The sequence below is a fragment of the Priestia sp. BR_2 genome, assembly GCF_041954005.1.
GTDB lineage: Bacteria > Bacillota > Bacilli > Paenibacillales > Paenibacillaceae > Paenibacillus_AQ > Paenibacillus_AQ lautus_A.
Genome location: NZ_JAVFHM010000165.1, coordinates 17921 through 31475, shown reverse-complemented (window position 1 = coordinate 31475; position 13555 = coordinate 17921). Strand labels below are relative to the sequence as shown.

Sequence of the window (13555 nt, the reverse complement as noted above, 5' to 3'; positions counted from 1 at the left end):
CGCGGGAGTAACAGCCATGAAAACAAAATAATAACCGTCGCCACGCCCATGCCTGCCCGCTTTGGCCATTGCTAACCGCAACGTAAATCGCCGTGGGCAGCGTTTGCGTGACGCACGGTATATTGCCTGCAACCCATCCAGGTTGCCTCAAATTCGCCTAAACCTCCGGCAAAAGCCAGAATGAACGCCGATACGCCTGCCTCGCGGACCTGCAGCAGCGCGGATCCAGCTGTTTCTGCTCAGTACCACTAGCGGACGGAAAGCCTACCACCATTGGCAGAAGCATCAGCTGCGTTTCGCCGGCCGTTCTGCCGACAAATCCGCGCCGGGACATCCAGCGTGCCGCCGCTGATCCCAGTATAAAGGCACTGATGCTGGACCGCAGTGATGTTTTTATCGACAGCCATTCCGGCAACCCGAGCCGAGCATTTTCGCCATGGTCACGACGACGGCTCCACAAACACGATCCAGCCACCATGAAGACGCCGCTGATTTCAGGCTTCCTGGTGAATTGAAGAAGTGCCTCGGCCTGCTGCGGATGTCTCCGGTACGACACCTTCGACCGAAGCGGCTAGGAAACCACCGCCACCCCAAAAAGATGGCCAAGGCTCTTCATTTCCAGCTCCTCCAGTTTGGTTAACGCACGTTCGTGATCCACGCTCAGGCGGCACAAATCGAGCTCGCATTCCATTGGAACCTCGCAATGAATTTCGGCCAGGGCCCGGGACAGATGCAGCATCTCCAAATCCGCTTCGATCTTGGTGCGAACCCCTTTGGTCAATGAATCAAGATTGGCAAGGATGCCTTCCACGGATTCATATTCCTGGATCAGCTTGACAGCCGTCTTCTCGCCGATCCCGCGTACGCCCGGATAATTGTCGCTCGTATCTCCCATCAGGCCTTTTACATCGATCACCTGTCTTGGAGAAAGACCCTTTTCGGCATAAAGCGTCTCCGGTGTATAGTGCATATAATTGCCATGCCCCTTTTTCATAATGATGACCGAAGTCGAATCGTTCACGAGCTGAAGCAAATCGTGGTCGCCCGACAGGATCATGACGTTCATGCTATCTCCGAACCGTCTGGCAAGCGTACCGATGCAGTCATCGGCCTCATAACCCACAACGCCCAGATTCGGGATCCCGAGGCATTCCGTCACGTCGCGAACCAGCGAGAACTGCGGAACCAAGTCATCCGGCGCTTCCGGACGATTGCCTTTATACGAGGCGAATTGCTCCGTACGGAATGTTTTTGAGCCCATATCCCAGCAGCAAGCCACATGGGTAGGCTGAAATTTATCGATGGCATCCCACATATACCGCAGGAAACCGTAAATCGCGTTGGTCGGCACACCCGCTTTGGTACGACGGATATAACCGCTGGACGCGGTTGCATAATAAGCACGAAATAATAAAGCCATCCCGTCGACGAGCATTAAGGATGGTTGTGGATTGGGTATCACGGTCATGATCGCTCCTAACTTTAACTTCTCTGGTATAACCTTAAAATATACCTTGTCATTATACCATATCCTTATATGGACTTGGGCTTGTCACAGGGTATTTCTTTGAATTTCCTATCGCGGGCTGCTCACAAAAAAAAGAACATTCCGATGGTCGAAAGACCATGGAATGCTCTGCCTTCATCAGCAGGACGACATCGTTACCGGCGAATGGCTGCCCTTCGGCAAACCGATTCCGCGACTCTCGTAATCAATCACTGCCGCAGTTTGTCTTTTATGTCTGTCATATCCCAAAAACGACCGTTACTTCTGCCATGCCTCCTGATATTGCTCCGCTTTGAAGCCGACGGTTACTTTGCTGCCGTCGGTCACGATCGGACGCTTGATCAATCTTCCGTTGGAAGACAACAGTTCGATCTTCTCCTCATCGGAAAGGCCGGGCAGCTTGTCTTTCAGGTTCATTTCCTTGTATACCTCGCCGCTCGTATTGAAAAATTTCTTTAGCTCCAGTCCGCTCTTGGCGATCAGGTCGGCTAACTCATCCTTCTTTGGCGGTTGTTCGAAAATATGTTGAAGCTCCAGCTCATGTCCTTCGTTCTGCAGCCATTTCACGGCGTTACGGCAAGTCCCGCATTTCGGATATTGATATACTTTCAGTTTGCTCATTCAATAGGTTCTCCCTCTAATGTTGTAGTGTTACATAATGAAGTGACAGCTTCTTGCGCGAGCGCTAATCTCAATGATTTCATGTCCTCAGGTAGCGGGGCCGTGAATACCATCGTCTTCCCCTCTATCGGATGCATCAGCGTCAGGCTTGCCGCATGCAGCGCCTGCCTGTCCATATAGCCGTCCAGCCTCATGATCGTTGCGGCTAACGGATCCAATGACCCGACGGCCCCATGGGAATCCTCATCCCTCTCCGGCGCATTCGATAACAATTCCTGATCGCTGTATACGGGATGCCTGTACATCTGATCTCCGATCAATGGACAACCGATGCTTAGCATATGCACCCGAATTTGATGCGTCCGGCCTGTTTCGAGCTTCAATTCAACCAAGGATGCGGAGGGGTATGTTTCGCATACCCTATACCGCGTAAGCGAAGGATATCCTTCCGGGGTTACGATGCGCCGGTGGGGCTCCAACGGATCCCGATCAATCGGACCGTCAATATCGCCTGTCTGCGAAGAAGGTCTTCCATGCACAAAAGCGACATACCTCTTATCGACGGTGCCGGCAATCATTTGTTCGGAAACATGCTGATGAATATACGCATTCTTCGCGATTACCAGTACGCCGGAAGTCTCCTGATCGAGCCGGTGAACCGCTCTGAACCGGTAATTCCAGCCCTTCTCCTGCCAATAATGAACGACGCCGTTGGCCAGCGTGTCGGTGAAATGCCCATGCGTGGGATGCACGATGACCCCTGCCGGCTTGTTCAAGACAAGCAGATGCTCATCCTCGTACAGAATATGAAGTTCCATGGGCTGGGGCAGCATATCGTTGGAACGTTCCTGCTCCATCCGAATTTCGACCAAATCGCCCGCTTGCACTTTAACGCTAATATATACGCGGGTCCCGTTCAGCATAATGCCCTGCTCCGTCAATTTGAGGCGGGAGAGCAGCTTGCGGGATACCCCCATTCTTTTTTGCAAAATGGTCTTAAGCAGCATGCCGTCTTCGTGTGAAGGCACGACATAGCGGATTGGCGGATAGTACAGACTCATCTATTACCGGAACACCTTTCCGCTTCGCTCATATTCAACATCAGGTATCCCGGCATGCACATTGGCTGCCCGTGCGGCAACAAAGAAATAATCGGACAACCGGTTCAAGTACCGGCGGACCTCCGGATTGATCTCGGTGGTTCGCTGCAGCGTAACGGTCAACCTTTCTGCGCGGCGGCATACGGTCCGGCATACATGCAGCGAAGAAGACAAGGCGCTTCCGCCCGGCAGAATAAAGCGCTCAAGCGGAGGGTTCTTCTCTTCGAATGCATCCAGCCACGCCTCCAGACGATCCACAAGCTCGGCACCGACCTTGAGTTTATCCTCCCGCGGCCTCGCATAAGCCAGATCCGAGCCGCAATCGAACAGTTCATGCTGGATTTGAACGAGCTGAAGATACAGCTCCTCAAAATCGGCTTCCTTGGCCAAGCACACGGCCTGACCGACAAAGCTGTTCAATTCATCGATCGTGCCGTACGCTTCGATGCGCGGATCATCCTTGGGCACGCGACCGCCAATAATCGAAGTCTCCCCCGCATCTCCCGTTCTTGTATATACCTTCATCACATCTTCCTCCATTTCATATCTAGAACGAACACCATAACATCTTATTATGCTCACTATAGCATAATTTCGGATCACGTTCCCGCTGCGGCCGAATAAACCCAAGGCCGATAACGCCTAGAGGGAAGTGCTTTAGGTTGCGTTTGGTTTTAAACACAAACAAGGCTGAACCACGAGTATTCTCACTCTAGGAACAGCCTTGTATTATTTAATGGTGAAATATTTTAGAGTTTCTTTTTGGGATGGGCCTTCATATATTCGTTGATCTTCAGATCCAGCAAACTGCTGATCTCGATCACAATTTCCGACGTGAAGGACTGCTCTTCCAGAAATATTTGCTCCATCTTCCGGCGGAGCATGTGAATTTCGTCTTCCAAGGTAATTTCCTGAGGAGTGGATTTGGCTGATTTAATTGACCATTTACCGTGATTATTGTCTTCAGCCGTATAATCACCACGGTAGTTTGACAATTCATAATCACAAAACACTGGTGATCCCTCCTTGGAAAGTAAAATTCTGCCCCCAAAATAAAATTATAACATAATTTTCGTCAATGAAAAGTGAATCTTTTGTTAATTCAAGGAAAAAGTTCAACGAATTCCTTGCCTACTTTATTTTTTCAACAAAATTGCCCATTCGCTCCAATGCCTCATTCAGTTGAGCAATGGATGTAGCATAAGAACAGCGAATGAAACCTTCCCCGCCAAGCCCGAAGGCAGTGCCCGGCACTGCGGCCACTTTGGCTTCGGTCAGCAATCGCTGAGCGAATTCTTCCGAGCCGAGTCCCGTTCCCTTGATGCTTGGGAAGGCGTAAAACGCTCCCTGGGGTTCGTGGCAATCCAGACCGATCTCCCGCAGCCCCTGCACAACGAGTCTGCGCCGTTGGTTATAGGATTCAACCATTCGGTCCTTCTCCCCCATGCCGTTACGCAATGCTTCAAGCGCTGCGACTTGCCCCATGGCCGGTGCACACATGACCGTATACTGATGAATTTTCAGCATGGCGGCAATGAGATCCGTATGGGCGCACACATATCCCATACGCCAGCCGGTCATAGCAAACGCCTTCGAAAAGCCGCTCACCAGTATGGTGCGGTCCATCATGCCGGGCATCGAGGCAAAGCTGACATGCTTGCCTTCATACGTGAGCTCGGCATAAATTTCATCGGAAATCACAATCAGATCGTGCTTTTCCACCACTTCCGCAATCGGAAGCCAATCCTCGTAGGTCATGATCGCCCCTGTCGGATTGCTCGGATAGCAGAGAATCAGAATCTTTGATTTGGGCGTGATTTGCGCTTCCAGCGCCTCGGCCGTCAGTTTGAAATGATGCTCCGCCGTCGTTTCGATGCCGACGGGCACGCCGCCGCCGATTGAAGCGATCGGCGAGTACGAAATGTAACACGGTTCCGGAATCAGAATTTCATCTCCGGGAACAATCAAGGCCCGCAGCGCCAGATCAATCGCTTCACTGCCGCCCACGGTTACGATGATTTCATTCGCAGGATTATAGGTCACATGGAAGCTGTCGTTCAAATATTCCGCGATCGCTTCCCTCAGCTCCGGCATGCCGGCATTGGACGTATAGCCCGTAAACCCGCGTTCCAATGAATATACGCACGCTTCTCGTACATGCCACGGCGTAACGAAATCAGGCTCCCCGACGCCTAGCGTGATAATATCCTTGTTTCCGCTGACGAGATCGAAAAATTTCCGGATTCCGGAGGGTTGAATATCCCTGACTCTAGGCGCCAAATAGGAGCTCATCGATTTCCTGTTATTTTCTGCAAGCTGCTGTTCGTTCAAAATCATAGCACACGCTTCCTTTACGGCGAGATCAGGAGACGATTGTCTTCTTGACGTTCTTCAAAAATAATCCCGTCTTGTTTATATTTTTTCAAAATGAAATTCGTTTTGGTCGATAATACAGAATCAATAGGCGACAGTTTCTCGGAAACAAAATTGGCCACCTCACGCAGGTTACCGCCTTCCACTTCGACCAGCAGGTCGTAGGCGCCTGACATCAAATAAACCGACTTCACCTGCGGGAACAAATAAATCCGTTCCGCGATTCCTTCAAAGCCTCTTCCGCGCTCAGGCGTTATCTGAACCTCGATCAGCGCCGTAACCTTCTCGTCCTCCACCTTGCCCCAATTGACAACGGTGGCGTACTTGACAATGACGTGATCTCGTTCAAGCTCCGCAATGGAGGTCTTTACTTCTTCCTCTTCTACACCGAGTAGAGTAGAGAGTAGAGCCGGCGATCTTCTCGCGTCCTCTTTCAGCAGGTCAAGCACCTTCAGTTTCAATTCGCTTAGCTCTTCCATGTACGTATCCTCCAGCACTTATTCCGAATAACCGCTCGTGACACACGGTTTTGTCGGAACAGAGATTAATACTTATATTACAATAACTTACACGGGATGTGCAAAAGAAAAAAACCGATGCATGCCCGCAGCGAATGCTGGAGGTGTCATCGGCGAAATCGTTGCGTTAACCATAGATGGTTGGGTTACATTACATATAAGAAGCAGGGGATACATTGGTTGCATGGGGCTCAACGTTCGGATTGTGCGCATACGCGCCCATGCTTGAAGTTTTTTGATTTATCGTTTCCCGAGTTTTTTGTACGGACTGCTGCGCTTGTTTATGCTGCTTGTCCACGTCGTATTTCAGCGCATGCGTGCCTGCGGTGTACATGTTCTGCTGCTTCATCATATTAAAGAATTCGCCTTGCAGACTCAGCGTATCCGTGGTCAAATTGGTAAACATTTGACGCACGTCAGGGCAAGTGGCTTCCGTCGTGGCTGTCGTATATTCTCGAACGGCCCGTTTCAGCTCTCCCAGTATCGGGCTGAGCAAATCCTCTTCGGGCAGGAATGAAGATCCGTTAGGGGTTGCCATCGTAGTTCCTCCTTTGGGTTGTTGGTTATGCACTGTCTGCTTACTGCGGCTGGTTGGGCGCAACGCTGCTGTGGGTCTGAAGGGAGTTCACCAACATATCAAGATGCTGCTCATGTCGCTTCACGAATCCGAGCAGTGCCTGCTGAATGGCAGGGTTCTGACTGGCTGCAGCCGTGGCGGCGCAATGCTTGGCCAGCATGGTCTCGTTGGAGATGCAGTCCACGATATAATCCAGCTCTTTTGAAGTGAGAGGCTGTAATTGCTGATTGGGTGTCATACGGTTCGTTGTTCCCCTTTCCATTTAGGTTGACAGGACCTAGTATGCCACCGTTGTACAAATCTATGTCGCAAGATGTCATGAAATGCGGAAGGAACGACCAAACTAATTGCGATGTGACGATGGGAGGGGATGGATCATGTTACTGACCGGCGGAACAACGCCCTGGAAATATTTAAACACCGAACCGGTAAAAAAATATCCCGTGCTCTCGGACCGGCTTAGCTGCGACGTGCTGGTCGTCGGAGGCGGTATCAGCGGTGCCCTGATGGCCTATGTCCTGAGCGTGCAAGGCGTCGACGCCATTCTCCTGGAGAAAAGTCGAGTATGCGAGGGCAGCACTTCCGCCAATACGGGACTGCTGCAAATCTCCAACGACTGTCCCCTTTCGGATTTGATTCAACATTTTGGCGAGGACCGGGGTACCGCCTTCTATATGATGTGTAGAAAGGCCATACGTCGGCTCACTGAAATCGCGAATACGTTGTCAAGGGATTCCGGGTTGATCTCTCGAAGCAGCCTCTACTATGCCAGCAACCCTCAAGATATCGGCTTGATTCGTCATGAGTATGACCTCCTCAAACGCAAGGGCTTCGACGTGCAGTACTGGAACCGCGATGATGTGAAGGCTAAATTTCCGTTCTCAAAGGAAGCCGCCATCTATACCCGCGGCGATGCCGAAGTCAATCCCTACCGTCTCGGACATCATCTTCTTCAAGATGCCGGCGATCAGGGGCTGCGAATTTATGAAAACAGCGAAGTGAAAGAAACCAGGTATACACACAACGATGTCACCGTCATGACGGATCAGGGAAGCGTTTCAGCCAAACACGTGATCTGGGCTACCGGGTACAGCACCCAAGAATGGAAGCCGGATTATCAAGTGGATCTCCTCAATACCTATGCCATTATGACCGAGCCTGTTCACGATCTGTCTTCGTGGTATGAGCGGGCTCTCATATGGGAGACCGACCGTCCATATCTCTATTTCCGGACAACGCCGGACCGGCGGATCATGGCCGGTGGACTGGATGAGCCGCTGCCTCCTTCAGGCAAACCGGAGGAATACGCCGAGCCAAGAAGTCAGAGACTGCTGAATGAAATTCATAAGCTGTTCCCTACGATGACGGACGTGAAAATGGCGTGCAGCTGGGCTGGCGTGTTTGCCTCCACCAAAGACGGCATCCCGCTGATCGGCAGACATCCGCAGTATCCGCACAGCTACTTCATCGAGGTTTATGGCGGAAACGGTATGGTTTACAGCATGATCGCCGCCGACCTCCTGGCCGAGACGATTGCCGGCAGAGAGCCCGAAGAACTGAAATGGTTCTCGCTGAGGCGTCCGATCGACCTGAACTTCACATAATTAAGAAGGTATCCCCTAACAGGCCCTGCGGCCTTGGAGATACCTTCTTTGCGTTTGTACGATTTGCCTCCGCGTCGCGGCCTTCTATTTTTAAAAAAACGTCGCTGACCTGCGTTATCCAACTTTCGCTCATTGCATGATCTCCATGTCTCACATCGATGCCATCAGGCTCAGGCGGCTTGTCCTTTGCTAGGAAACAGCTTTCGTATGAACAGCCAAGATCCGATGGGGGATGCCCCCAGAAACAGCAGCAGCAATGTTATCGTTAACGTATCCTGCCTGAATGACAGTACAAGAATGAAAACAAGCAAGCCCGTAATTCGGCCTATCGTCAGACTGAGTTCCCGGAGCACGACCAGCTCCACCCGCTTCTCCACGTTTTCCTGATTCACGCCCATGAGATCGAAGCTGGCCGATATAGCCGGCATCATGTACAGCGGAATGAAGAGCGACGTCCCGATTCCCAGCACCAGCAGCGTAGTGTAGTTGACCGTAAATAACAGCGGCATGATGACAAGCAGCATCAATACGGAACCAACCAGCATGCCGGTTTTACGGAATTTGGGCTTGAACCATTTCCCGCAGGCCCAGTAGCTGACCAGTGAAACGGCCGAAGTAATCAACGCGAATTGCCCCAGCTTGGACTCCTGATCCGTCGCCACGAAAACAAGCAGCGTGATGAGAAAGGAGAACACGCCCTCCCGGATTCCCTGAACAGCCAAGCCTAATACCGCGTATTTCCAAACGCCGCCCTCCTTGAGGCGGCTTACCCCTTCCAGCCAGTGATAATCGCTTTGAACCGGTCTTTTGCGCAGAAAAAAGCTCATGACCACCGTTACGGCGAAGATGGCCATCGACACGGTAAAAATAAACCGATAGCCCTGATCCCCATGCATCAGCGTAATGATCCAGCCTGCCAGCCATGGACCGATAATCCCCGTTATGGAGCCCAAGAGCCCGATCCAGCCATTAAACCAGTCCCGGTTCTCCGCACTCGACACCTCGAAGTAAACCACATTAAAGGCCAACCAGAACAATCCTAAAGACACACCGAACAGCAGGCCGAGCGGCCAAATGTAATGGACGGCGTCCCTCCCTGCCCACAGCACGCATAGATAAAACAAGCCGGACACGGCAATTCCCAGGCGAAGCGCATTCATTTTGTTATGCTCCTTCACCCATTTGCCGGCGGCCCAGAACGTCAGGCCAAGCGCCACCTGCTGCGCAATCGTGAACCAGCCGAGCATGGTGTAATCCTGGCGGCTTTTCCATAAGTATACGTTGAGGAACGTACCCGACAATGCGCTCGATAGAATAAACAACCCATGAACCGATAACAGAAGCATAGCCTGGGGGTCCTTTGTCAACTTCATATACAGTTCCTCCCTTGCCCTTTCACTTGAAGTCCAAGGTATTTTACCCCTTCGCGCTCCACTTCATGAACAAAAAAAAGGAAACCGCCGCCGGCAGTTTCCTTAAGTCATCCGCGGGATCGGCAACAGCGCCGCTCCGCAACTCTATTCCTTTTTATGGATAAAACTCTTGATCATCCGAAGCCGGTCGTTCTCTGCCAAATTGTACTGCACATGGAAGCATCCGGGACATACATAAACGTTCAGATCATACGGAGGCTGCAGAATGGGAGCTTGGATCAAGGGTGCGTGAACCGGCTGGAAGCCTTCTCCGCTCACGCGCTGCGTTCCTGCATGGAGCATATACTCTCGGCAATGCAGACACTCGGGCACTTCCTCTTGTTGGTCCAGGATCCCCTCCACCGTCTCCTCGAATGCAAAAAGATCGTGATCTTCCCCGTACTTATCCACGGTGCGAAGCGATGACAGCGATTCATGGTCGGAGCCCCAGATGCGATGAAGATCGCGCGCCTCCTCGTCGGAAGGCTCGTAAGCCTCTTCATATTCCTCCCCGCCGTCCTCTTCATCTTCATCTTGCAATGCGATATTCAGTGTGCGGTAGCCTTTAAGCTCATTCGCGCAGTGAGGACAGGTATCCTCGGGACCTATCTCCTCATCCCATACAATCTCACTTTGGCACCATGGGCAAACCGTCGGTTCCATCGGTCATTCATCCCTTTCTTTATTCAAACGGCCATGAATGGCCCTGTTTACGTTATTTTTATTGAGACATTAAGTATACAATACCTGCCACGAAAAAAATCATGGCTGCCGCAAACAATATCCGCGGTAAATATTTCATCGTTCTTTTCCTCCCGAAGCCCTTAAGTAATGCTCGCTCCAATAATGTAAGACAAAGATACGGTGATAAGAAGCACGATCAGGCCCACTGCCCGATTATCCTTGCCAATCTCTTCATCGACCGAAAACACAGGCGTCAAGAATTCAAGCAGCCAATAAGCCAATAAAAGCAGTATAAACCCGAAAAACGACCATTTAATCATGCCGTAAATGGACGTATTCGCCGTGATGCTATACCGCATCACGTTACAAATGCCGAAGACCTTGCCGCCGGTCGCCATGGCCGCGGCAACATTTCCTTTGCGTATTTCATCCCAGCAATTGTACTTGGTAACCAATTCAAAGCAATACAAGTAAACAATAAGTGCAAGTATCGCAACCGAGAAATAGCCGACGAGCACCCCAAGCGGATGGGTCAGCAAATGATCAATCGCTTCCGTCATTCCCTTATTTCCTCCCTGATAAACGGGATGCGGCACCTTTCGCATCCCGTCGTTCTGAACCCTATTGATGATATGTTATACGATTGAAGGAGAAAACGGTTCCTGATTTCTTATTTCAACTCGGCAATCGTAACGCCATTGCCGCCTTCGCCGTAATTGCCTAAACGATGGCTCTTGACATGTTTGTGCTTGCGCAAATAATCCTGAATGCCGGTTCGCAAAATGCCGGTTCCCTTGCCGTGAATGATGTAGATCTGTCCCAGATTCCCCAAAAACGCCTCATCAATGAACCGGTCCACCTCGATCAACGCTTCTTCCAGGTTCGCTCCCCTTAAATCCAGCTCATTCCGGATGTTGGCATCGCGGGTCCGCTTCAGGACGGTGGCATGCTGTTTCGGTGCCTGCTTGGCATTGGCGGCTTGATTCGACAGCAGCTCCAAATCGTCCAGCGCGACCTTCATCTTCATAATGCCAAGCTGAACGACGGCTTCCTTCGAGCCGGACATCTCCACGACATGCCCCTTCTGATTCAGGCTGTATACCCGAACCTCATCCCCGGGCTCGATGCTGCGCTGCTGCTTCGCAGAACGCTGGCCGCCCGTTTTCTTGCCCTGCTGCGGCTCGGCGTCATCCAGGCGCTTTCTGGCCGCGATCAGCTTGTGCTCCTTAACGGAAGCCCCTTCCTCCTGGGCAATCTTGCGCAGGTCCGCAATGATCTCCTCGGCTTCGCTCCGCGCCTTGTCCACGATCTGTCTTGCTTCCGCCCTAGCCTTATCAACGAGTTTGTCTTTCTGCTCCTCGAGCTTCTGAAGCTCCTGCTGGTGACGTTGACGCAGTTCCTCCATTTCCTTCCGGACCTGTTCCGCCTTCTCACGCTCCACTTCAGCGGTATGCCGGTTCTCCTCGAGGGACGCAATCATATGCTCCACCCGCTGATCCTCTTCCTTCACTTCCCCGCGGGCGAATTCCAGAATGGATCCCGGCAATCCCAGACGTTCTGCAATAGCAAACGCGTTACTTCGTCCAGGAACGCCCACCAGCAGCCGATAAGTCGGACTTAGGGTATTGATATCGAACTCCATGCTGGCATTGATCACGCCTTTGCGTTCATAGGCGTACGCCTTCAATTCGGAATAGTGCGTCGTCGCGATCATGCGGCAGCCCATGCGGTGGATATGCTCCAGAATGGAAATCGCCAGAGCCGAACCTTCCGCCGGGTCGGTCCCCGCCCCCACTTCATCGAGCAGGACCAGGCTCTTCGGCGTCATCTGGCTTAAAATGCGAATGATGTTGGTCATATGGCTGGAGAAGGTACTCAGGCTCTGCTCAATGCTTTGCTCATCGCCAATATCCGCGTAGATCGCATCGAACACGCACATCTGGCTGCCTTCTTCGGCCGGAATAAACAGTCCGGACATCGCCATCAGGTTTAATAAACCGATCGTTTTGAGCGTAACCGTCTTACCGCCGGTATTCGGGCCCGTGACGATGATGGAGGTATAGGAATTGCCCAATTCCACGTCCAGCGGCACGACCTGGTCCGTCGGTATGAGCGGATGTCTGCCTCTGCGCAGCTTAATATATCCTCTGTCGTTCATCCGCGGGAGCGAAGCCTTCATCACATGAGCTAAACGGGCTTTGGCAAAAATAAAATCGAGCTGCCCGATCAGATCGACGTCGATGGACAGCAGTTCAGCCTGTTCGCCGACCTGGGCGGTCAGCTTCTGCAGAATCACTTCGATCTCCCGTTCTTCCCGCATCCGGGTCTCGCGCAGCTTGTTGTTCATCGCCACGATGGACTCCGGTTCGATGAACAGTGTCGCGCCCGAGCCGGACTGGTCGTGTACGATACCGCCAAAGTGGGAGCGATACTCCGCTTTGACGGGAATGACGAATCGGTCGCCGCGAATCGTAATCAGCTGGTCCTGCAGCATCTTCGCCACCGATTGCGAACGGATCATGGATTCCAGCTTCTCGCGGATGCGTACCTCTCCGCCTCGCAGCTCCCTCCGAATTTGCGACAGCTCCGCGCTTGCGGAGTCCAGCACCTCGGCCGTTTCATCGATGCAGAGCCGAATGGCATCCTCCAGCGGCTTCTGCTCCGAAATAAGATCGCTTAAATTAAAGAGAATATCAATCTTCTCATCCTCATGAATCGCAGCGATAAACCGTTTGATTCGTCGCGACCCGTGAATCGTGTTCGACGTGGCAAGCAATTCATGCGGATTCAGCGTGCCTCCGATTCGAGCCCGCTTCAAAGCATCGTTGATGTCGGTAATGCCGCGGAAGGACGGGTTGCCCTTAAGCCTGTCTACGGTGTAAGCCTGGTCGGTGGCCGCGAGCAGATCCTTCACGGCTTCGAGGTCGGTCTCTGGCATTAACCTTTCAGCCCTCAAACTTCCCATGGAGGTTTGGGTATATTGCGTCAATGTATTTAAAATTTTCCGGTATTCTAAAGTGTGCAAAATCTTGTCGTTCAAGAAGTTCACAACTCCTCTCAATCAATGCCTATATTATATCGAACGCCATGCGAAATCGCCATGGAATCCAAAATCCTTCCACACATAACCTAACGTCCGATTGAACAAAATAAATTCTG

15 protein-coding genes and 1 pseudogene are annotated in these 13555 nt (G+C 51.9%); 1 reads left to right on the top strand and 15 read right to left on the bottom strand.

Annotated elements, in window-relative coordinates; translation table 11 throughout:
* Positions 1-40 precede the first annotated feature (40 nt).
* From RB298_RS07325 to RB298_RS07275, 11 genes and pseudogenes are all read right to left on the bottom strand, one after another.
* Positions 41-182, bottom strand: a pseudogene (locus RB298_RS07325) (molybdate ABC transporter permease subunit); the annotation flags it as partial.
* A complete protein-coding gene (locus tag RB298_RS07320; RefSeq protein ID WP_486046606.1) occupies positions 158-556 on the bottom strand; it encodes a hypothetical protein in 399 nt (132 codons plus the stop codon). The gene RB298_RS07320 and the pseudogene RB298_RS07325, both read right to left, overlap by 25 nt.
* A 15-nt stretch (positions 557-571) precedes the next feature.
* Positions 572-1468, bottom strand: coding sequence for a 5'-3' exonuclease (locus tag RB298_RS07315; protein ID WP_015737130.1), 897 nt, complete (start codon positions 1466-1468; stop codon positions 572-574).
* 297 nt (positions 1469-1765) lie between these two features.
* The gene (locus RB298_RS07310; protein ID WP_015737131.1) at positions 1766-2128 is read right to left on the bottom strand and encodes an arsenate reductase family protein; all 363 of its coding nucleotides are present in this window, start codon (positions 2126-2128) and stop codon (positions 1766-1768) included.
* Positions 2125-3189: an RluA family pseudouridine synthase gene (locus RB298_RS07305; RefSeq protein WP_486046603.1), complete on the bottom strand. Its 1065-nt coding sequence runs from the start codon at positions 3187-3189 to the stop codon at positions 2125-2127. Before RB298_RS07305 ends, RB298_RS07310 begins: the two co-directional genes overlap by 4 nt.
* A 3-nt stretch (positions 3190-3192) precedes the next feature.
* On the bottom strand, positions 3193-3753 hold the full coding sequence (locus tag RB298_RS07300) for a cob(I)yrinic acid a,c-diamide adenosyltransferase (protein ID WP_036659974.1): 561 nt from the start codon (positions 3751-3753) through the stop codon (positions 3193-3195).
* 224 nt (positions 3754-3977) lie between these two features.
* Complete coding sequence (locus RB298_RS07295; RefSeq protein WP_009590300.1) at positions 3978-4241, bottom strand: aspartyl-phosphate phosphatase Spo0E family protein; 264 nt, start codon at positions 4239-4241, stop codon at positions 3978-3980.
* A gap of 118 nt (positions 4242-4359) precedes the next feature.
* On the bottom strand, positions 4360-5565 hold the full coding sequence (locus RB298_RS07290) for an aminotransferase class I/II-fold pyridoxal phosphate-dependent enzyme (RefSeq protein WP_015737134.1): 1206 nt from the start codon (positions 5563-5565) through the stop codon (positions 4360-4362).
* Between the two features lie 14 nt (positions 5566-5579).
* On the bottom strand, positions 5580-6080 hold the full coding sequence (locus RB298_RS07285) for an Lrp/AsnC family transcriptional regulator (RefSeq protein ID WP_009590307.1): 501 nt from the start codon (positions 6078-6080) through the stop codon (positions 5580-5582).
* A 190-nt stretch (positions 6081-6270) separates the two neighbouring features.
* Entirely contained in the window at positions 6271-6657 is a 387-nt protein-coding gene (locus tag RB298_RS07280) for a spore coat protein (protein ID WP_015737135.1), read from the bottom strand.
* Between the two features lie 40 nt (positions 6658-6697).
* Positions 6698-6934 (bottom strand): hypothetical protein, encoded by a 237-nt coding sequence (locus RB298_RS07275; protein ID WP_009590298.1) that lies wholly within the window; start codon positions 6932-6934, stop codon positions 6698-6700.
* A 139-nt stretch (positions 6935-7073) separates the two neighbouring features.
* Here RB298_RS07275 and RB298_RS07270 point away from each other — a divergent pair, with 139 nt between their 5' ends.
* Entirely contained in the window at positions 7074-8300 is a 1227-nt protein-coding gene (locus RB298_RS07270; RefSeq protein ID WP_486046598.1) for an NAD(P)/FAD-dependent oxidoreductase, read from the top strand.
* A 170-nt stretch (positions 8301-8470) separates the two neighbouring features.
* Here RB298_RS07270 and RB298_RS07265 read toward each other — a convergent pair whose 3' ends face one another.
* The 4 genes from RB298_RS07265 to RB298_RS07250 form a co-directional block, all read right to left on the bottom strand.
* Positions 8471-9679: an MFS transporter gene (locus RB298_RS07265; RefSeq protein ID WP_347177563.1), complete on the bottom strand. Its 1209-nt coding sequence runs from the start codon at positions 9677-9679 to the stop codon at positions 8471-8473.
* Positions 9680-9817: 138 nt separating this feature from the next.
* Entirely contained in the window at positions 9818-10375 is a 558-nt protein-coding gene (locus RB298_RS07260) for a hypothetical protein (protein WP_096776423.1), read from the bottom strand.
* Positions 10376-10536: 161 nt separating this feature from the next.
* Positions 10537-10956 carry a DUF350 domain-containing protein gene (locus tag RB298_RS07255; RefSeq protein WP_009590305.1) on the bottom strand — a complete coding sequence of 140 codons (420 nt, stop codon included), beginning with the start codon at positions 10954-10956 and terminating at the stop codon, positions 10537-10539.
* 110 nt (positions 10957-11066) lie between these two features.
* Positions 11067-13436, bottom strand: coding sequence for an endonuclease MutS2 (locus tag RB298_RS07250; protein ID WP_096776424.1), 2370 nt, complete (start codon positions 13434-13436; stop codon positions 11067-11069).
* Positions 13437-13555 lie beyond the last annotated feature (119 nt).

Coding starts and splice junctions, on each gene's coding strand:
- RB298_RS07315 (WP_015737130.1), bottom strand. CDS start 1,468: ATGACCGTGATACCCAATCCACAACCATCCTTAATGCTCGTCGACGGG.
- RB298_RS07310 (WP_015737131.1), bottom strand. CDS start 2,128: ATGAGCAAACTGAAAGTATATCAATATCCGAAATGCGGGACTTGCCGT.
- RB298_RS07305 (WP_486046603.1), bottom strand. CDS start 3,189: ATGAGTCTGTACTATCCGCCAATCCGCTATGTCGTGCCTTCACACGAA.
- RB298_RS07300 (WP_036659974.1), bottom strand. CDS start 3,753: ATGAAGGTATATACAAGAACGGGAGATGCGGGGGAGACTTCGATTATT.
- RB298_RS07290 (WP_015737134.1), bottom strand. CDS start 5,565: ATGATTTTGAACGAACAGCAGCTTGCAGAAAATAACAGGAAATCGATG.
- RB298_RS07285 (WP_009590307.1), bottom strand. CDS start 6,080: ATGGAAGAGCTAAGCGAATTGAAACTGAAGGTGCTTGACCTGCTGAAA.
- RB298_RS07280 (WP_015737135.1), bottom strand. CDS start 6,657: ATGGCAACCCCTAACGGATCTTCATTCCTGCCCGAAGAGGATTTGCTC.
- RB298_RS07275 (WP_009590298.1), bottom strand. CDS start 6,934: ATGACACCCAATCAGCAATTACAGCCTCTCACTTCAAAAGAGCTGGAT.
- RB298_RS07270 (WP_486046598.1), top strand. CDS start 7,074: ATGTTACTGACCGGCGGAACAACGCCCTGGAAATATTTAAACACCGAA.
- RB298_RS07260 (WP_096776423.1), bottom strand. CDS start 10,375: ATGGAACCGACGGTTTGCCCATGGTGCCAAAGTGAGATTGTATGGGAT.
- RB298_RS07255 (WP_009590305.1), bottom strand. CDS start 10,956: ATGACGGAAGCGATTGATCATTTGCTGACCCATCCGCTTGGGGTGCTC.